The organism is Yersinia similis (assembly GCF_001053095.1).
GTDB classification, from domain to species: domain Bacteria; phylum Pseudomonadota; class Gammaproteobacteria; order Enterobacterales; family Enterobacteriaceae; genus Yersinia; species Yersinia similis.
In genome coordinates, this window is record NZ_CGBP01000048.1 from 1 (window position 1) to 19,366 (window position 19,366).

Below are 19,366 nucleotides of genomic sequence, written 5' to 3' on the forward strand. Positions count from 1 at the left end.
CGCCAATGTAATGGGATTAATCGCGGCTGCTGGAACACGGCTGAAGAGGTGTTGATGCCCTGCATCCGGTTGCGCGGGTGAGGTAGAAATAGGCTCTCTGAATTGTATATGCATAAATGTACTCTATTAATTGCCTGAATTTATCGCAGACATGGCATATCACTGGGGTTGCTGAAATCGCATAATTCAGACACAGGCAGAGTACGGGAGGATAAATATCTCCTTTTGCATTATCTCAATATCATCAGCAAACATGAGGCGTGACTTGGGTTCTGTCGGTTGTTGAGTCACTAAAATGAAGTTATTGTTTCTTAAGATGAATAATAAATGAAGGTGAATAAATAAGAATAAGACCCGGCTGATTTTTTGTAGGAATTTTCTTGTTATTTTTTTTTGAAATTAATAGGCCCGATGGAGGTTGTTTTAATGGGGGGCTAACAACTGATATTAATTGCCATGACATTTTAATTACTTGCAATGAGACTGGTTAATCAAATGGATGGTTTTGTATTGGTATGTGTTAATAACGTTAATTATAATGATGATTTGTCGTATTTATGGCTTATCGTAGTGAGAGATTATTGATGCGTTACCTATAATCTAAGTTCTGTAGGAAATACGGCGTCTTTACTTACTGGCTATCTTCTCCGCCATCGACACGTTGTCAATAACCTCTGGTATTTATAACCTCTGATATCTCTAGCCAGACATCTGGTTTTATCTGAGCATGACACCCTATATTTTCCTCTGATTTAAGCTGCATATTGCTGATCTATTATTGGAGCCTGTTTGGGGTAATCCTCTGTTGTGGTTATGGTAATCAGATGCGACTGCCCGTGTCGCCGGATACCTATTCTGCGCTACAATAGCGTTCTGTTTACCAATTGCGGGGGTGGCTGTTTTATCCTCGGCAGGGAGCGTTCCGCATGCTTACCGGTGATGCATCAATTTTAAAACCTATCCAATGGTGTGCTACCGAGCACCTTGAACTTCCTGTGGACATCGCAGACTGGCTGATGGAGCTGGGTTCGATGACTCGGCGTTTTGAGCAGCATTGTCAGCGTGTTCATGTCGAACCGCAACGTGAATGCTTTATTACGCGTGATGCGCTAGGGGAAGAGGCTGAACATTTGCCCGTTAGTCAACGCTATTGGCTAAGGGAGATTGTCTTGTTTGGTGACAATGTGCCCTGGCTACTGGGGCGCACGGTTATCCCTGAGGAGACACTGTCTGGCCCGGATAGGGCGCTGGTGGATTTAGGCACATTACCGCTGGGGCGTTACTTATTCAGTGGTGACGCCCTAACCCGGGACTATATTCACGTCGGTCGGCAGGATAATCTATGGGCCAGGCGGTCTTTGTTACGCCTTTCGGGCAATCCACTGTTATTGACTGAGGTTTTTTTACCGGCGTCGCCGCTTTATACCCATTGTAGCTCTATACCCAATGAATCTGGCGTCACTGGTAGGCAGTAAGTGAATACCGTTAATCTCCCTGCCACACTCAAGATGAAAAGGGTATATCAGGTTTCAGCTGGCTGATTCCGTCGTTAGATTTTGGAGACTGATCAATTGAAGGGAAGTACTGTTCATAGCAAATGGCAGGCTTATTGCCGTTTGATGCGTATCGACAAACCGATTGGCTCACTGCTGCTACTGTGGCCAACATTGTGGGCATTGTGGTTAGCAGGAAGAGGCATCCCCGAGGCCAAAATACTGGTCGTTTTTGTACTGGGGGTCTTTTTCATGCGTGCGGCAGGGTGTGTCGTCAATGATTATGCTGACCGCCATATTGATGGTTTTGTAAAACGCACCGCATCCCGGCCACTGCCCAGCGGCACTATCAGTGAGAAAGAGAGCAAAATTCTATTTGTGGTATTGATCTTGCTCTCTTTTGGTTTGGTATTGACCCTCAATAGTATGACGATATGGCTGTCATTGGCAGCATTGGCACTGGCCTGGGTCTATCCATTTATGAAGCGGGTGACTCATCTGCCGCAGGTGGTGCTAGGCGCAGCATTTGGTTGGTCTATTCCGATGGGGTTTGCCGCCGTCAGCGAAAGCTTGCCGCTGGTCTGCTGGTTACTGTTGCTGGCAAATATCTGCTGGACCGTGGCCTATGACACTCAATACGCCATGGTTGATCGTGACGATGACCTAAGAATTGGGGTTAAATCTACGGCAATTCTGTTTGGCCAACATGACAAATTGATTATCGGCTTGCTGCAACTGGTGACGTTATTATTAATGGTGGCGATTGGATGGCTAATGAATCTGGGCGGCGCATTTTATTGGTCAATTCTTCTCGCCGGAGCACTGTTTGTTCATCAACAGAAAATGATCGCCCAGCGTGAGCGTGAGCCGTGTTTTCGTGCGTTTTTGAACAATAATTACGTGGGGCTGGTTTTGTTTCTCGGGATATTGATCAGTTATTGGTAACCCGTTTTTACTGGGTGTTAGCAATTATTGGGTATAAGCGCAGAGTTCTCATTAAGATTACGGTAAAAAAATGGCCGGATAATGATTCCGGCCATTTTTATTGATGACACTAAGGCATTAGGCTTCCGTTTTACCCTCAGGCTCTGGTGTCTCTGGTGTCTCTGGTGTCTCTGGTGCTTCTAGCTGATTACTGGTCTCTGCTGGCATACTGACGCTTTCGATAGTCAGCTTCACTTCCGGGGTCATCAACGCACTTAGCATATTGTAAACTTCCAGCGTATGTTCCTGAATGGCATCACCGCTATCACTGATATAGCCTTCTTCACGCAAGGTCGCAACCAGCGTTGAGAAAACGGCTTTATCAAAGAATTCCGGCGCATTAATACCATGCAGAACCGACAAACGCTGCGCCATAATACGGCTCTCTTTCTCCAACGCCCCACGGTTGATACTGGGGTTAGCGCTGAGGAGTGAAAGTGTGATCGCGTAGCGTTGCAGCGTTTCCCGCACACCAGCGGCCAGTAGTTGCAGTGGGCGAATACGTGCCGGATTCAGCACCAGCTCACTGCCTTTATCACAAATCAACTGCTGACGAGCCAGCTCATCGATTAGTGTATCCAGTGTCTTTGGTAGCTGCTCTTTGCTGTAATGTAGGAACAGCTCAGCTTTTAGCATTGGATAGATCATGCTGATTTTGTACAGTAATTCCGTCCGGGTAATACGACGGTGGTACATGACCATACTGGCAATCAGCGATGGCAATATCAGTAAGTGCTGAATATTATTGCGATAATAGGTCGTCAGCACGGCCTGTTCCCGTGGCAGGATGATGATGTCACCGATCGTGTCTTTTTCCACCTCAAACTTATTCATATTCAAGGCGTGATTAAGCAACTCTTCCGGTGTTTTATCCGGCACGGTAGTATCTTTTGCATAGGGCGCATTGCGCATTAATTGCAGGTAGCAATCAAGTTGCTCAAGTAGCTGCTCGCGGGTTAGTGAACGCTGACGTGAGGCGAGTAACGCCGTTGAACAGAGATTCATGGCATTTGCTGCCGCCGCATTATTGATTCGGACCATAATCTGATTAGCCAAATCATTCACTGCTGGTGTTAGCCAACTTGGGCGCTGTACTTCAATCGGATCGATAGCATCCCGCCACTGTGGCACATTGGTATTAAGATAGGTCGTCAATGGCAGGGGTTCGCCAAAGTTCACATAGCCCTGGCCGAGATTACGCAACTTACGTAAGCCACGTAGCATCTGTAACAGGCTCTCTTTTTCTTTTATCGCGCCGCGCAGCTCTTTGGCGTAAGTCCCCACTTCCATCACATGCTCGTAGCCGATGTAAATCGGTACCAACGTGATAGGGCGGGTGCCACCACGTAACATAGCCTGAATAGTCATCGATAAGGTGCCGGTTTTTGGCTCCAGCAGGCGGCCAGTCCGCGAACGCCCTCCTTCAACAAAGTATTCAACGGAATAGCCACGGGTAAAGAGTTCACCCAGATATTCACGGAACACCGTTGAGTAGAGTTTGTTGCCTTTAAAGGTACGGCGAATAAAGAACGCCCCTAAACGGCGGAAGATTGGCCCGGCAGGCCAGAAGTTGAGGTTAATCCCCGCGGCAATATGCGGTGGGACCAGCCCCTGATGATAGAGCACATAGGAGAGCAGCAGATAATCCATATGGCTGCGATGACAAGGTACATAGACGATTTCATGGCCATCTTGCGCCAATTGCCGGACCCGCTCTGCATTATGAACGTTAATCCCCTGATACAAACGGTTCCACGTCCAACTAAGTACTCGATCAGACAACCGTACGGCTTCATAGGAGAAATCAGCCGCAATCTCTTCCATCAGGGTTATGGCGTTTTGCTGGGCTTTTTCATGGGAGATTTTTTTCGACCGCGCCTCGTCAGCGACAGCTTTCTCGATAGCCTTAGAGGCCAGGAGTTTCTTAAACAGATCCTGACGGGCAGGTAAACTCGGACCTACCGCTGCCAAACGTTGACGAGAGAAGTGCATCCGCGCCACACGTGCCAGTTTATGGGCGATGGTTTTATCGGTACCGTGTTCACTGGCCATTCGACGTAGTGATACGGTGGTAGAAAAACGCACAAAGCTGTCGCGCCCCAACCACAATACGGCAAAGAATTTCTGTACACCGTTAAGCACCCGCAGATGTGGTGTACCGTGGCCTTCGCGCCCAGGAGAACGGCCAAACATCACGGAAACCGGTAACATTTGAATATCTAGCGCCGGGTTATTACGATGTAAATCCAGATAATCGTGGAATAGCTTCACCGATTCTTGTTTAGGAACATAGTAGCGAAAGACTCTTGGCCCGTTTTCGATAAACACATGGCTGGGCAATTGCACGCCATCGATTTCCAATGGAATCAATGGATCGGGCAGATCTTGCGCCAGGCACTGTGCCCGTAACGTCAGCAAATCAGCCTTAGAATTGTAAGGTAAAACGTACAGAATAGGACGAGAAGGGTCTAGCCCTAGCTCAGAGACCGGATCTGCAGGAATAACCTTACTTTTTACCAACAATTTGAGTGGTAAATTCAGTAACTTATAATATATTTTACGCCAACCTGACATAACGACTTGGAGCCTCTTGTTAGCAATTCGTCGCAAGGATACCAGAAACTGGTTTTGAGATCTGTGGAGATGATGAGACAACAGAAAATGGCAAAAATCACGATTAACATAAGATAAAGGCAAATCAATCATGGCGAATCAATCAACAGGACTCACCCGGATCTATAAAGCAGCGGGTTATACGGTGAAGGGGTTAACCGCCGCCTGGAACAATGAAGCGGCTTTCCGTCAAGAAACCATTGCCGCCATCATCGCTATCATACTGGCCTTCTGGTTGGATGTGGGTGCCATAGCGCGCATTTTATTAATTTGCAGCGTTGTTCTGGTGATCATTGTTGAAGTCATTAACAGTGCGATTGAAGCGGTAGTTGATAGGATCGGTAGTGAATTTCATGAGCTTTCTGGACGGGCAAAAGACATGGGGTCTGCTGCTGTTTTTTTGACCATATTGATGGCGCTATTCGTATGGATAACAGTACTCTGGCAGCATGTCGCTCGCTAATGATGCTAAGAATGCTGTTAAAATGAGCAGTTATTAATCCCTGTTTTTATTCACTCTTTGGTTCCCAATACCCGCTTAGCTGTATATACTCACAGCAAAACTGTATAAACAAACAGGGGGCGGAATGAAAGCACTAACTACCAGACAGCAAGAGGTTTATGACCTGGTCCGCGATCACCTATCGCAAACAGGTATGCCACCGACCCGTGCCGAGATTGCGCAGCGTCTGGGGTTCCGCTCTCCTAACGCTGCTGAAGAGCATTTAAAAGCGCTGGCCCGTAAAGGTGTGATTGAAATTGTCTCAGGAGCTTCCCGTGGCATTCGTTTGCTGATGGAAGAAGAAGAGGGCCTGCCACTGATTGGCCGGGTTGCCGCAGGTGAGCCATTGCTGGCACAGCAACATATTGAAGGGCATTACAAAGTTGACCCATCCCTGTTCAAGCCAGGTGCGGATTTTCTGCTGAGGGTCAATGGGATGTCGATGAGAGATATCGGTATTCTAGATGGTGACTTGTTGGCGGTACATAAAACGCAGGATGTGCGTAATGGGCAAGTTGTCGTCGCGCGCATTGATGATGAAGTCACGGTAAAACGTTTGAAAAAGCAAGGTAATATCGTGCATCTCTTACCAGAAAACAGTGAGTTTCAGCCTATCGTTGTTGATCTGCGTGAACAGAGCTTTACTATTGAAGGTTTGGCCGTCGGTGTTATCCGTAACGGGGACTGGATCTGATCTGAGTGAGCGATTCTCCTCCCAGAATAATAAGCCGTGCCTGTTGAGGTACGGCTCTGTTTTATGATTATCTTTTTGCTTTTTGCAATCGAGGTTCTATCTCATCTTAATCACGATATGACTTCTTATTAATCAAAATATTACTTCTTTTTGATTACGATAGAGTGGTCATGCTCACAATCATCGTGGCTTTCACAGGCTTCAACTACCCCACATTCAGTACATAAACCGTGTGCTTCCACCACGCTATGGCGCAGTGTAAAACCTGACTGTTTCGCTAACTGTGCTAATGCCTCTTCAATACCAACGGTAGGGCGCTCTGTCACAATCTTGCAGCGATCACAGATAAACAAGGCAGAAGTATGCGTGGGTTCTTCAAAGTGGTGGCATAGAACATAGCTATTGGCTGATTCAACACGGTGAATAAACCCTTGCTCCAATAAAAAATCCAGTGCGCGATAAACGGTAGGCGGTTTAGCTTGTGGCTCAGCGACTCGTAGTAGATCCAGCAGATCATAAGCGCTGATTGCACCGGGCTGTTGCGCCATTAGACGTAATACTTCAAGACGTTGCGGGGTCAGCCGGACGTTTCGTTGTTGGCACAGGCTTTCAGCTTGTGCAAGCAGCTTTTCCTGATTGATAGGGTTCATCATATTCATCCCGCAGCTTTAGAATTGAACGTGATTTTATCATGTTTACCTGTAATCGCCGATAGGGGGGAGGGAAATGGCGCTATGAGATCACAATTTTACAGGAATAACGTGACGTTACTGTTTAACGATCACATCAGCTGTCGTTGTAGGGTTCTATGGTATAATCAGCAGTTCCATCCCCTTGACATGGTTCGCTCAGTGAGCAACATCTGGGGGAAATTAATGCAGTAATAACTGATGAAATCACCGTAAATGCACGAAGCTCAGACTTTCTCCAGTACGCCGGCCACCAAGCCGCAATACCCCCTACAACGCTTCTCCGTTGCGCCAATGTTGGATTGGACGGATCGTCACTGCCGTTATTTTCACCGCCTGCTGACTAAGCAAGCTCTGTTGTATACCGAAATGGTGACCACTGGTGCGATTATCCACGGTAAAGCCGATTATCTGGCTTATAGCGAACAGGACCATCCGGTCGCTCTGCAATTAGGTGGCAGCGATCCACAGGCATTGGCACACTGTGCCAAGTTGGCTGAACAACGCGGTTATAACGAAATCAATCTAAATGTGGGTTGTCCCTCAGACCGGGTACAGAATGGCCGCTTTGGTGCTTGTTTAATGGGTGAGGCCGATCTGGTTGCCGATTGCATTAAAGCTATGCGCGATGCGGTAGCCATTCCAGTGACGGTAAAAACCCGTATCGGGATTGACCAACTGGACAGTTATGCGTTTCTATGCGAGTTCGTACAAACCGTCGCAGAACGTGGCGAATGTGAAATGTTCACTATTCATGCCCGTAAAGCCTGGCTCTCAGGGCTAAGCCCGAAAGAGAACCGCGAAGTGCCGCCATTGGATTATGAGCGTGTTTATCAGCTTAAGCGTGATTTCCCAGCTTTGACTATCGCCATTAATGGGGGGGTGAAAACATTGGCTGAAGCCAAAGAGCACCTCAAGCACCTTGATGGCGTGATGATGGGCCGTGAAGCCTATCAGAATCCGGGGATTTTGACACAAGTAGACCGCGAGTTGTTTGATCCTAACGCGCCAGTGGTTGATAGCGTTAAAGCTATTGAGGCTCTGTATCCTTATATTGAGCAGGAATTGTCACAAGGGGCCTATTTGGGCCACATAACCCGCCATATTCTGGGTATTTTCCAAGGGATCCCCGGTGCGCGTCAATGGCGTCGGCATCTAAGCGAAAATGCCCATAAGCCCGGAGCGGGAGTTTCTGTTGTGGAGGAGGCTTTGGCGCTGGTATCCCCTTCGTACTCTAAGCCGTAGGGGGAGCGGTGCTCGCTACTTGGTTTATCTATGAATTTTACCTCTGCGAGGCCGCTGTATGCCGTATTCAAATATGCTTCCGGCAGATGGGTCACCCGAATTATTGACTGGCGTAAGTGATTCGGGATTCATTCATTTGCTTGCTGCCTGACGATGACTCTAATTGCTCTTAGTATATGAAAGAGTAAATTCGCTAAAAGTTAGCTAAATTGACTATTTTCATTCTCTTTCTTGTTAGGCTATTTATTATATTTACAATAAATTCAATGAATTATTTTTACTGCTGCATTGGCACGTTTCTTGTAATACCCCACATAGATAGTTTCTTTTTTTGCTGCCGTATTAGGCGATGAACCACCATTAAGGGGACACCATGTTAGAAATTTTCTTTGTGATCGGTTTTTTTATTGTGCTGATGGTCACCGGTATTTCTTTGCTTGGGATCTTGGCTGCACTGCTGGTAGCGGCGGTCTTTATGATGCTAGGCGGGTTATTTGTGATGATGATTAAGCTATTACCGTGGTTGATTCTGGCCGTGGTGGTGGCCTGGATTTGGCGGTCAATGCAAAAACCTGTGATACGGCGTTACTAATAATACGCAGCTTAACGGCCACGCAGAATTTTTTGGGTCTATTTCGCTTTCTTGCGGCAGCGATCACAGCCTGAAATATTAGTAGGCAGAATTGTGGGAGAAAGCGTATTTTTTCCCTGATCAGCTTGCTAGGATGCTACCCGATACCGCTTGGTATCATACTTTCATCCCTGTTAGAGATAAAAATAGCCGTATAAGCGGCACGTTCAATTAAGTGGACATCGCTTTTAAGTGAACATCGCTTTTAAGTGAACATCGCTCTTAAGCGAACATCGCTCTGACAGAATTCTTGCTGTACCCCTACATATGCATCAAAGAAAGTGTAATGACAAAGGGCTCCTTAATCGGGGCCCTCTGTTTTTCTGTAACCTAAACTTACGGGATCAGCAAGCTGGAACCTGTCGTCTGGCGGCTCTCAAGTGTTTCATGGGCGCGCTGTGCGTCACGCAGCGGGAATCGCTGCGCTTGGGCGACATCAACATTAATCGCCCCACTGGTAATCATTGAGAAGAGCTGCTGGCTGGCGCTTTCCAGTTCTTGCCGGTTGGCGACATAGACATTCAGTGAAGGGCGGGTGACATAGATCCCCCCCTTCTGGTTTAGAATACCAAGGTTGACACCCGTTACCGGTCCAGAGGCATTACCAAAGCTAACAAGCAGGCCCCGGCGTTTTAGGCTATCAAGCGAGGCTTCCCACGTGCTTTTCCCAACCGAGTCATACACGACACCCACTTTCTCGCCATTGGTCAGTTTGGCCACCCGCTGAGCAATATCTTCTGTCCGGTAGTTGATGGTCGCCCAGGCCCCAGCCGCTTTCGCCAATTGGGCTTTCGCATCGGATCCCACCGTGCCGATCAATTTGGCACCCAGTGCTTTGGCCCATTGGCAGACAATCAGCCCAACCCCGCCCGCCGCAGCGTGGAACAGGAATACTTCCCCCGGTTTAATCTCGTGGGTTTGGCGCAATAAGTAATAGGCGGTCAGCCCTTTCAAAAACGAGGCTGCAGCTTGTTCAAAAGAGAGCTGCTCAGGCAGTAAGGCGATTTTATCTGCCGGAACATTATGTACTTCACTGTAAGCACCGAGAGCGGATTGGGCATACACCACCCGATCACCGACCTTCACGGAACTGACCGCAGATCCCACTTTACTGACGATACCGGCCGCTTCTGTACCTAAGCCACTGGGCAAGTGCGCAGGAGGATAAAGCCCGCTGCGGACATAAGTATCGATATAATTGATACCAATAGCTTTATTTTCGACCTGGACTTCATGGGGGGCAGGGTCTGAGGGGGTAAATTCAAGATATTGCAATACATCTGGTCCGCCCGTGGTGGTAAATTGAATATGCTTTGCCATGTCAGTTCCTCGAGGTATAGCCTTCTTACTTGAGGTCACAGGAGCCGCTCTGTTCACTCACCTGGTTCACCGACTGGCGTCAGCTTATCGGGACTCGTGCGCTTGCCACCTACCTGCAACGTCAATAATTTTTGGTATGAATAGATTTTAACCCTACAGGGTTCGTGACTCGGTGCCAAGTCATGACTCATGCCAATATGTAATCTGGAATTCCGTGGCTATATAATTACCCCTTCGGATATCATCGCGTATACTAGGCCGTTATATTTTTTAGTCGCACTTTTTCTATTCGTCCTTTTTCTATTTGCAATAATAAAGGTAAAGAACACTCTTCATGGCAGCGAAAAAACCAACCAACAAGATGACCGAGCCACGAGACCGCCAGATGGAAGGGCTGAAGCTCCCGCCGCATTCGCTGGAGGCGGAACAGTCCGTGTTGGGCGGTTTGATGCTGGATAACGAACGTTGGGATAACGTGTCAGAGCGTGTCGCCAGCAATGACTTTTTCAGCCGCCCGCATCGCCGGATCTTTACTGAAATGCAGCGCTTGTTGGAAAACAGCAAGCCAATCGACTTGATCACCTTGTCCGAATCGTTAGAGCAAAAAGGCGATTTAGACTCGGTGGGGGGCTTTGCCTATCTGGCCGAGTTATCCAAAAACACACCAAGTGCGGCGAATATCGGCGCTTATGCCGATATCGTGCGTGAACGTGCCGTAGTACGTGAAATGATCTCTGTGGCGAATGAGATCGCCGATGCCGGCTACGATCCCCAAGGGCGCAGCAGTGAAGATCTGTTGGACTTGGCGGAATCCAAAGTTTTCCAAATCGCGGAAAGCCGCGCCAGTAAAGATGAAGGTCCTAAAAGCGTTGATCGCATTTTGGAAGATACCGTCGCCCGTATTGAACAACTGTATCAGCGCCCACACGATGGCGTTACTGGCGTTTCAACGGGCTTTACTGATCTCGATAAAAAGACCGCTGGGCTACAAAAATCCGATCTGATCATTGTGGCGGCCCGTCCATCAATGGGGAAAACCACCTTTGCGATGAACCTGTGTGAAAACGCGGCGATGATGCAGGACAAACCGGTGTTGATCTTCAGTCTGGAGATGCCCGGCGATCAGATCATGATGCGTATGCTGGCGTCCTTGTCACATGTCGATCAGACCCGTATCCGTACCGGGCAGTTAGATGATGAGGATTGGGCGCGTATTTCCAGCACCATGGGCATATTGATGGAAAAACGCAATATGTACATCGATGACTCCTCGGGTCTGACACCAACCGAGGTCCGTTCCCGTGCGCGGCGTATCTTCCGTGAACACGGGGGTTTGAGCCTGATCATGATCGACTACCTGCAATTAATGCGGGTGCCGTCCTTGTCGGATAACCGTACGCTCGAAATTGCGGAAATTTCACGCTCACTGAAAGCCTTGGCGAAAGAGCTGCAAGTGCCGGTAGTCGCGTTATCTCAGCTTAACCGTAGTTTGGAGCAGCGTGCTGATAAGCGCCCGGTCAACTCCGACTTGCGTGAATCTGGATCGATTGAGCAGGATGCTGACTTAATCATGTTTATTTACCGTGATGAGGTTTATCACGAAAACAGTGATGAGAAAGGGATAGCACAAATTATTTTGGGTAAACAGCGTAATGGCCCGATCGGTTCCGTTCGTCTGAAATTTAACGGTCAGTGGTCACGTTTTGACAACTATGCGGGGCCGCAATATGACGACGAGTAGTGAGTATCCCCTGGGAACTTGACGCAGCCGAGGTGAGCGCGGTCTACCTGCAACACCAATCAAATATCAATTATTAAGGATAAGAAATGAAAGCGGCAACAGCAGTCATCGACCGCCATGCTCTGCGACATAACTTACAACAGATTCGGCGTCTGGCGCCGCAAAGCCGGTTGGTGGCTGTTGTGAAAGCAAATGCTTATGGCCACGGGTTATTAGCCGCCGCACACGCATTACAGGATGCTGATTGTTATGGCGTGGCCCGCATTAGCGAGGCACTGATGTTGCGTGCTGGTGGAATAGTTAAACCTATTTTGCTGCTGGAAGGGTTCTTTGACGCAGAAGACCTGCCGGTATTGGTGGCTAACCGCATTGAAACCGCGGTTCACAGTCTGGAACAGCTAGCGGCCCTGGAGGCAGCCACGCTTTCTGCCCCGATTAATGTCTGGATGAAGTTGGATACGGGGATGCACCGTTTAGGGGTCCGCCCAGATCAGGCCGAAGCGTTTTATCAGCGCTTGAGCGCATGTCGCAATGTCGTCCAGCCGGTCAATATCATGAGCCACTTTAGCCGTGCCGATGAACCAGAAGTGGCGACCACGCAACAGCAACTGGCGTGTTTTGATGCGTTTGCTGCAGGTAAACCTGGGAAACAATCTATTGCTGCCTCGGGCGGTATTCTGCGGTGGCCACAAGCGCACCGTGATTGGGTTCGCCCAGGGATTGTGCTGTATGGGGTTTCGCCGTTTGATGCGCCCTATGGCCGTGATTTTGGTTTATTGCCCGCCATGACACTGAAATCCAGTCTGATTGCGGTGCGTGAACATAAAGCGGGTGAGTCGGTAGGGTATGGCGGCACCTGGGTCAGTGAGCGCGATACGCGTTTAGGTGTGATAGCGATAGGCTATGGTGATGGCTACCCACGTAGCGCCCCTTCAGGGACGCCGGTGTGGCTTAATGGCCGTGAAGTCAGCATCGTTGGTCGGGTATCGATGGACATGATATCCATTGATCTTGGCCCGGAAAGTACAGATAAGGTGGGCGATGAAGCCCTGATGTGGGGAGCTGAATTACCTGTTGAGCGTGTGGCTGCCTGCACCGGTATCAGCGCGTATGAATTGATCACTAATCTGACCTCCCGCGTAGCGATGGAATATCTAGGGGAATAAGGTAAGCTGCAAGAGCAACCCATTCCCATATACCCGTCATATTTCAAATTGCAGGTGTGCTGGCTGTCTGCGTTCCCCTAGTCACTTACTCATGTAAGCACTTGGGGGCGCGCTGTTGCCGCCTTCCTGCCACTCGGATGATTGAGGGTATAGAATTATTATTAATTGAGGAGAGCAGCACCGTGTTCCAGAATGTTGACGCCTACGCAGGTGACCCCATCCTTTCACTGATGGAAAGTTTTAAAGCTGATAACCGGGTACATAAGGTGAATCTGAGTATTGGGCTTTATTACAATGAACAAGGTGAAATTCCGCAAATGCAGGCTGTGGATGCTGCCGAAGCGCAATTGAGTGCTCAGCCTCATGGGACACCAGTTTATTTACCGATGGAGGGTCTGCAATCTTACCGCACTGCTATCCAGCAATTATTATTTGGTCACGACCATCCAATGCTGGTTCAGCAACGGGTGGCGACAATACAGACCGTGGGCGGTTCTGGTGCGTTGAAAGTCGGTGCTGATTTCCTTAATCACTATTTCCCTGATTCACAGGTGTGGGTCAGCGATCCTACCTGGGAAAACCACGTGGCTATTTTTAGCGGCGCAGGTTTTAAAGTGAACATCTATCCGTATTTTGATAATGATAAACTGGCGGTGAAGTTTGACCAGATGCTGGCAACATTGCAGCAATTACCCGCCAGAAGCATCGTGTTGTTACATCCTTGCTGCCACAACCCAACCGGTTCCGATCTGATCAATGCTCAATGGGATCGCCTCATTGACGTGGCAAAAGAGCGTGAATTGATCCCGTTCCTGGATATAGCGTACCAAGGCTTTGGGGCTGGGCTGAATGAAGACGCCTATGCTATCCGTGCTATGGCAGCGGCTGAATTGCCATGCCTTATCAGCAACTCCTTCTCTAAAATCTTCTCGCTCTATAACGAGCGGGTTGGTGGTTTGTCTGTGGTATGTGAAAGTGAAGAGGCGGCGGGGCGAGTATTGGGCCAGTTGAAAGCGACAGTGCGCCGTAACTATTCCAGCCCGCCAAACTTTGGTGCGCAGGTGGTATCGAAAGTCCTAAATGACACTGTATTGCGCGCGCAATGGCAGGCAGAAGTGGAGCAGATGCGCCTACGGATCCTTGATATGCGCCGCACGCTGGTGGAAGCTTTAAAAGCCTCGTTGCCAGAGCGCAATTTTGACTATCTATTACAACAGCGCGGTATGTTCAGTTACACCGGCTTTAGTGAGGAACAGGTAGATCGCTTACGTGAAGAGTTTGGTGTGTATCTGATTGCCAGCGGAAGAATGTGTATGGCGGGAGTCAATCACCAGAATGTTGAGCGGGTTGCGGCCGCTTTTGCGGCAGTGCAGTAACGTTCAGTCTTTAATGGCGGGCAAACGGTTTGCCACAATAAAATAAACAGGCAGTAAAATGTTGATATCGCCCATAGAGGGGCCGCTACATTTTTACTGCTTGCTGGTTCCCGCCATGGCTGACACGAAACCAGTAAATCTATATTTTTTGTTTTTTTAACTATTTTCAGCGAGTTAGCCTCTTATTCTTCCTGTTTGGCCCCCAGTTGATGGCTGTCCATTGATTACAGAATATACTGATAAGTGGGGGTGATATATGCCATATTACCCTCTATTGATCATAGTAAATTCTTTATACCCAAAATAATTCGAGTTTCAGGAAGGCGGCAACTGGGGGGAACGAAGACAGCCAACGCACATGTAACTTGAAGTATGACGGGTATATATAGGCGCAAGTTCGCCTTCAGTGTAAGCGGTATCCGATGAAATGAACTTTTATGCATCTTTTAGCTGCATGGCGTAGCTTATGACAGGAGATAACTCAATGAATCATTCGGCATTATTGGAATACTGCCTATCTAAACCGGGGGCAGAGCAGTGCGAACATGAACAATGGCAGACGAATCAAATAAAAGTTGCTGATGTGATGTTTGCAATGGTGGGGAATATTGGGGGACGCCCATCGATTTCACTGAAAAGCAGCCCCAAACTGGCAGAACGTTTACGAGAGCAGCACCCAGAGATTGTGCCGAGTGAGCACTTGAATAAAACGCACTGGAACACGGTGTTTCTGGATGGAAAGTTACCTAATTCACAGTTTTATTCGCTGATCGACCATTCTTACCAATTGGTCTTACAAGGATTGTCGGAGCAGAGGCGGCAGGATCTGGCTTCCCACCAGTAACTCCAATGATTTTAAGGATAAATAGTTTGATGATAAAAAAGCTGAAGGTAATACCCTCTGGAGCAATACATTGATTGCCCCAGAGTGGTTCATTAAACGGTTTGTTGCTTACGTTGCAACATCGGCTTAAGGAACCGTGCCGTATGCGATGCCGCGCATTCTGCTACCGTTTCTGGTGTGCCGGAGACCAAAATTTCACCGCCACCACTGCCGCCTTCAGGCCCGAGATCGACAATCCAATCTGCCGTCTTAATCACATCCAGATTGTGTTCAATCACCACGATGGTATTGCCCTGATCCCGTAACTGATGCAATACCGCCAGCAGTTGCTGAATATCGGCAAAATGCAGGCCGGTAGTCGGCTCATCCAGAATATACAATGTCTGGCCGGTACCGCGTTTTGACAGTTCGCGCGATAGTTTCACCCGTTGTGCTTCCCCACCAGATAACGTTGTGGCTGATTGGCCCAGACAAATATAAGACAGGCCAACATCTATCAGGGTTTGCAGCTTACGTGCCAGAGCAGGTACGGCATCAAAGAACTCGCGGGCCTCTTCAATGGTCATCGCCAGAACTTCGTGAATACTTTTACCTTTATATTTTACTTCCAGTGTTTCACGGTTATAACGCTTACCTTTACAGTGATCACAAGGAACATAAATATCAGGCAGGAAATGCATTTCTACTTTAATCACCCCATCGCCCTGACAGGCTTCACAGCGCCCACCTTTGACGTTAAAACTGAAACGGCCTGGTGTATAGCCGCGGGTGCGTGATTCCGGCACTCCGGCAAATAACTCGCGAATGGGGGTAAAGATGCCGGTATAGGTGGCTGGGTTAGAACGCGGCGTACGGCCAATCGGGCTTTGATCAATATCGATGACTTTATCGAAGTGCTCTAGCCCTTGGATCTCGCGGTATGGCGCAGGTTCAGTGATGGTCGCGCCGTTCAATTGGCGTTGAGCAATACTGTATAAAGTATCGTTGATCAGCGTCGATTTCCCCGAGCCGGAGACCCCGGTGATGCAACTGAATAGCCCGACAGGCAGCGTCAGAGTGACATCTTTCAGGTTATTGCCCGTAGCCCCTATCAGCTTTAAGACTTTGCTCGGATCAGCACTGACCCGTTTCTCTGGGATGGCGATGCTCCGCTTACCGCTGAGGAACTGGCCCGTGAGTGACGCCGGTGCGGCCATGATGTCATCTACCGTTCCTTCGGCGACAACTTCACCCCCGTGCACGCCGGCCCCAGGGCCGATATCAATCACATGATCTGCGGCCCGGATGGCATCTTCATCATGTTCCACCACAATCACGGTGTTACCCAGATTACGTAGGTGAATCAATGTCTCCAGCAAGCGTTCGTTATCGCGCTGATGTAAACCGATAGACGGCTCATCCAGCACATACATAACGCCGACCAAACCCGCGCCAATCTGGCTAGCCAGACGGATACGCTGTGCTTCGCCACCGGACAGGGTTTCGGCAGATCGGGATAAAGACAGATAATTCAGCCCGACGTTAACCAGGAACTTCAGACGATCGCCAATTTCTTTCAGTATCTTTTCAGCGATTTGTGCACGCTGACCACTGAGCTTCATATTCTGGAAGAAACTCAGTGCGTGGCCGATGCTCAGTTCAGAAATCTCTGGCAGGGTGGTGTTTTCCACGAAGACATAACGAGCCTCTCTGCGCAGACGGGTACCGCTGCATGACGCACAGGAGCGGTTGCTGATAAATTTGGCTAACTCTTCGCGCACCGCACTGGATTCCGTCTCTTTATAACGGCGTTCCATATTGTGCAACACCCCCTCAAAAGGGTGGCGGCGAACGGTAGTATCACCGCGATCATTAATGTACTTGAACTCGATGGTATCTTTGCCTGAACCGTATAGCACGGCTTGCTGGACGGCACTGTCCAGTGAGTTAAACGGCGCTTCGATATCAAACTTATAATGCTCGGCCAGTGAACGCAGCATCTGGAAGTAATAGAAGTTACGGCGATCCCAGCCGCGGATCGCTCCGCCTGCCAAGGAAAGCTCCGGGTTTTGCAGCACGCGGTCTGGATCAAAAAACTGCTGGACACCCAAGCCATCACACGTTGGGCAGGCACCCGCCGGGTTGTTAAAGGAGAACAGGCGTGGTTCCAACTCGCTCATGCTGTAACCGCAAATCGGGCAGGCAAAGTTAGCGGAAAATAACAACTCCTCCACATGCGGATCGTCCATATCGGCTACCACGGCGGTACCGCCGGATAACGCCAGTGCGGTTTCAAATGATTCTGCCAAACGTTGCGCCAGATCTTCGCGTACCTTGAAACGGTCAACCACCACTTCAATGGTGTGTTTCTTTTGCAGCTCTAATTTGGGCGGATCAGACAGATCACAAACCTCGCCATCGATCCGCGCCCGGATGTAACCTTGAGCGGCCAGATTTTCCAGTATTTTAGTGTGTTCACCTTTGCGATCTTTTACCACCGGTGCCAGCAGCATCAGACGGCGGCCTTCCGGCTGGCTTATCACGTTATCAACCATTTGGCTGACTGTTTGCGCCGCTAATGGGACATCATGATCAGGACAGCGCGGTTCGCCGACTCGCGCGAACAGCAAGCGCAGGTAATCATGGATTTCAGTGATAGTACCGACAGTTGACCGTGGGTTATGGGAGGTTGATTTTTGCTCGATAGAGATAGCCGGAGACAGGCCTTCAATATGGTCAACATCCGGTTTTTCCATCAGTGACAGAAATTGGCGTGCATAGGCGGAGAGAGACTCAACATAACGGCGTTGGCCTTCGGCATACAAGGTATCAAAAGCCAGTGAGGATTTGCCTGAACCTGATAGGCCGGTGACAACAATCAGTTTGTCGCGCGGGATAATCAGGTTGATATTCTTAAGATTGTGGGTGCGAGCGCCCCGAACTTCAATATTATCCATTCAAACTCTTCCCGGATTGAACTGAGCCTCTCAGCGTGCCTTTTTTTACTCTTCGTACTTGAAGTTGCAGGGTTGTTAGCTGCGCTCACTCACCCGAATCACTTACTAATGTAAGTTCATCGGGATTTGCTCGCTTGCTGCCTACCTGCAACTCCAATTACTTTGAGTAACCCTCTTCGTACTTGAAGCTGCAGGGTTGTTAGCTGCGCTCACTCACCCGAATCACTTACTGGTCGTTGACCTTAAAATAAGTAGACTCATCGGGATTTGCTCACTTGCCGCCTACCCGCAACTCCAATTATTTAGAATATAGTTGCCTGTTTTTCTTAAAAACATTAAGTGCCATGCGCAATACATAGGTACACTTCGCAACACTAAAAAAGGACAACGCCGGTACGAAACGGGCAATTATGACACAAAAAAACCTGAATGGATATCCAGTGTTTGGTTGTAATTTAGGTAGATGTTGCGATAGAACTGCAATATATTTCGCAGTTATGATCATCCGTGTTGTTTAACAGTTAGCATGTTAAACTTACTGGTTTATACTTTATAAAATTTATTTCATCAGGAGAGTTCACATGGCCAGCAGAGGCGTAAACAAAGTGATTTTGGTCGGGAATTTGGGCCAAGACCCGGAAGTCCGCTATATGCCGAACGGCGGCGCTGTTGCCAATATCACCCTGGCCACATCTGAAAGCTGGCGTGATAAGCAAACCGGCGAGCAAAAAGAAAAAACAGAATGGCACCGCGTGGTGTTGTTCGGAAAACTTGCCGAAGTGGCTGGTGAATATCTGCGTAAAGGTTCTCAGGTTTATATTGAAGGCGCACTGCAAACCCGTAAGTGGCAAGATCAAAGCGGCCAGGAACGTTACACCACAGAAGTTGTGGTTAACGTTGGTGGTACTATGCAAATGCTAGGGGGCCGTCAGGGCGGTGGTGCTCCTGCAGGGGGGGGCGCAGCGCCACAAGACGGCGGTACACAAGGCGGTTGGGGTCAGCCTCAGCAGCCTCAGGGTGGTAATCAATTCAGTGGCGGTCAGGCTTCACGTCCGGCACAACCTGCTCCAGCCGCACCACAAGGCGGTAATGAGCCACCAATGGATTTTGACGACGATATTCCGTTCTGAAT

At 48.9% G+C, this 19,366-nt stretch carries 15 protein-coding genes; 11 read left to right on the plus strand and 4 right to left on the minus strand.

Annotated elements, in window-relative coordinates; genetic code table 11:
* Window positions 1-926 precede the first annotated feature (926 nt).
* Together ubiC and ubiA are read left to right on the plus strand one after the other, a co-directional pair.
* On the plus strand, window positions 927-1,475 hold the full coding sequence (ubiC, locus tag AC971_RS20515) for a chorismate lyase (protein WP_025382305.1): 549 nt from the start codon (window positions 927-929) through the stop codon (window positions 1,473-1,475).
* Window positions 1,476-1,571: 96 nt separating this feature from the next.
* On the plus strand, window positions 1,572-2,438 hold the full coding sequence (gene ubiA, locus AC971_RS20520; RefSeq protein ID WP_025382306.1) for a 4-hydroxybenzoate octaprenyltransferase: 867 nt from the start codon (window positions 1,572-1,574) through the stop codon (window positions 2,436-2,438).
* A gap of 117 nt (window positions 2,439-2,555) precedes the next feature.
* Here the strand turns inward: ubiA and plsB are convergent, their stop codons facing one another.
* Window positions 2,556-5,051 carry a glycerol-3-phosphate 1-O-acyltransferase PlsB gene (gene plsB, locus AC971_RS20525; protein WP_048677849.1) on the minus strand — a complete coding sequence of 832 codons (2,496 nt, stop codon included), beginning with the start codon at window positions 5,049-5,051 and terminating at the stop codon, window positions 2,556-2,558.
* Between the two features lie 130 nt (window positions 5,052-5,181).
* Here plsB and AC971_RS20530 point away from each other — a divergent pair, with 130 nt between their 5' ends.
* A complete protein-coding gene (locus AC971_RS20530; RefSeq protein ID WP_025382308.1) occupies window positions 5,182-5,553 on the plus strand; it encodes a diacylglycerol kinase in 372 nt (123 codons plus the stop codon).
* A 124-nt stretch (window positions 5,554-5,677) separates the two neighbouring features.
* The gene (lexA, locus tag AC971_RS20535) at window positions 5,678-6,286 is read left to right on the plus strand and encodes a transcriptional repressor LexA (protein ID WP_025382309.1); all 609 of its coding nucleotides are present in this window, start codon (window positions 5,678-5,680) and stop codon (window positions 6,284-6,286) included.
* Window positions 6,287-6,426: 140 nt separating this feature from the next.
* Here lexA and zur read toward each other — a convergent pair whose 3' ends face one another.
* A complete protein-coding gene (gene zur, locus AC971_RS20540; RefSeq protein WP_038402508.1) occupies window positions 6,427-6,936 on the minus strand; it encodes a zinc uptake transcriptional repressor Zur in 510 nt (169 codons plus the stop codon).
* A 255-nt stretch (window positions 6,937-7,191) separates the two neighbouring features.
* On the opposite strand from zur, the gene dusA reads away from it, so the two are divergent.
* Together dusA and pspG are read left to right on the plus strand one after the other, a co-directional pair.
* Window positions 7,192-8,220 (plus strand): tRNA dihydrouridine(20/20a) synthase DusA, encoded by a 1,029-nt coding sequence (gene dusA / locus AC971_RS20545; RefSeq protein WP_025382311.1) that lies wholly within the window; start codon window positions 7,192-7,194, stop codon window positions 8,218-8,220.
* Between the two features lie 373 nt (window positions 8,221-8,593).
* Window positions 8,594-8,812, plus strand: a complete 219-nt coding sequence (pspG, locus tag AC971_RS20550; protein WP_025382312.1) for an envelope stress response protein PspG — start codon at window positions 8,594-8,596, stop codon at window positions 8,810-8,812.
* 375 nt (window positions 8,813-9,187) lie between these two features.
* On the opposite strand, the gene AC971_RS20555 is transcribed toward pspG, so the two are convergent.
* The gene (locus tag AC971_RS20555; protein ID WP_025382313.1) at window positions 9,188-10,171 is read right to left on the minus strand and encodes a quinone oxidoreductase; all 984 of its coding nucleotides are present in this window, start codon (window positions 10,169-10,171) and stop codon (window positions 9,188-9,190) included.
* A gap of 334 nt (window positions 10,172-10,505) precedes the next feature.
* Between AC971_RS20555 and dnaB the strand changes: the two genes are divergently transcribed.
* The 4 genes from dnaB (at window position 10,506) to AC971_RS20575 (ending at window position 15,298) form a co-directional block, all read left to right on the plus strand.
* A complete protein-coding gene (gene dnaB, locus AC971_RS20560; RefSeq protein ID WP_025382314.1) occupies window positions 10,506-11,912 on the plus strand; it encodes a replicative DNA helicase in 1,407 nt (468 codons plus the stop codon).
* An 86-nt stretch (window positions 11,913-11,998) separates the two neighbouring features.
* Window positions 11,999-13,078 carry an alanine racemase gene (gene alr / locus AC971_RS20565; RefSeq protein ID WP_025382315.1) on the plus strand — a complete coding sequence of 360 codons (1,080 nt, stop codon included), beginning with the start codon at window positions 11,999-12,001 and terminating at the stop codon, window positions 13,076-13,078.
* A 182-nt stretch (window positions 13,079-13,260) separates the two neighbouring features.
* On the plus strand, window positions 13,261-14,454 hold the full coding sequence (locus AC971_RS20570; RefSeq protein ID WP_025382316.1) for an amino acid aminotransferase: 1,194 nt from the start codon (window positions 13,261-13,263) through the stop codon (window positions 14,452-14,454).
* Between the two features lie 484 nt (window positions 14,455-14,938).
* The gene (locus AC971_RS20575; RefSeq protein WP_025382317.1) at window positions 14,939-15,298 is read left to right on the plus strand and encodes an MmcQ/YjbR family DNA-binding protein; all 360 of its coding nucleotides are present in this window, start codon (window positions 14,939-14,941) and stop codon (window positions 15,296-15,298) included.
* 92 nt (window positions 15,299-15,390) lie between these two features.
* Here AC971_RS20575 and uvrA read toward each other — a convergent pair whose 3' ends face one another.
* Entirely contained in the window at window positions 15,391-18,234 is a 2,844-nt protein-coding gene (gene uvrA, locus AC971_RS20580; RefSeq protein ID WP_025382318.1) for an excinuclease ABC subunit UvrA, read from the minus strand.
* 581 nt (window positions 18,235-18,815) lie between these two features.
* Here uvrA and ssb1 point away from each other — a divergent pair.
* Complete coding sequence (ssb1, locus tag AC971_RS20585) at window positions 18,816-19,364, plus strand: single-stranded DNA-binding protein SSB1 (protein ID WP_025382319.1); 549 nt, start codon at window positions 18,816-18,818, stop codon at window positions 19,362-19,364.
* The last annotated feature ends 2 nt before the right edge of the window (window positions 19,365-19,366 follow it).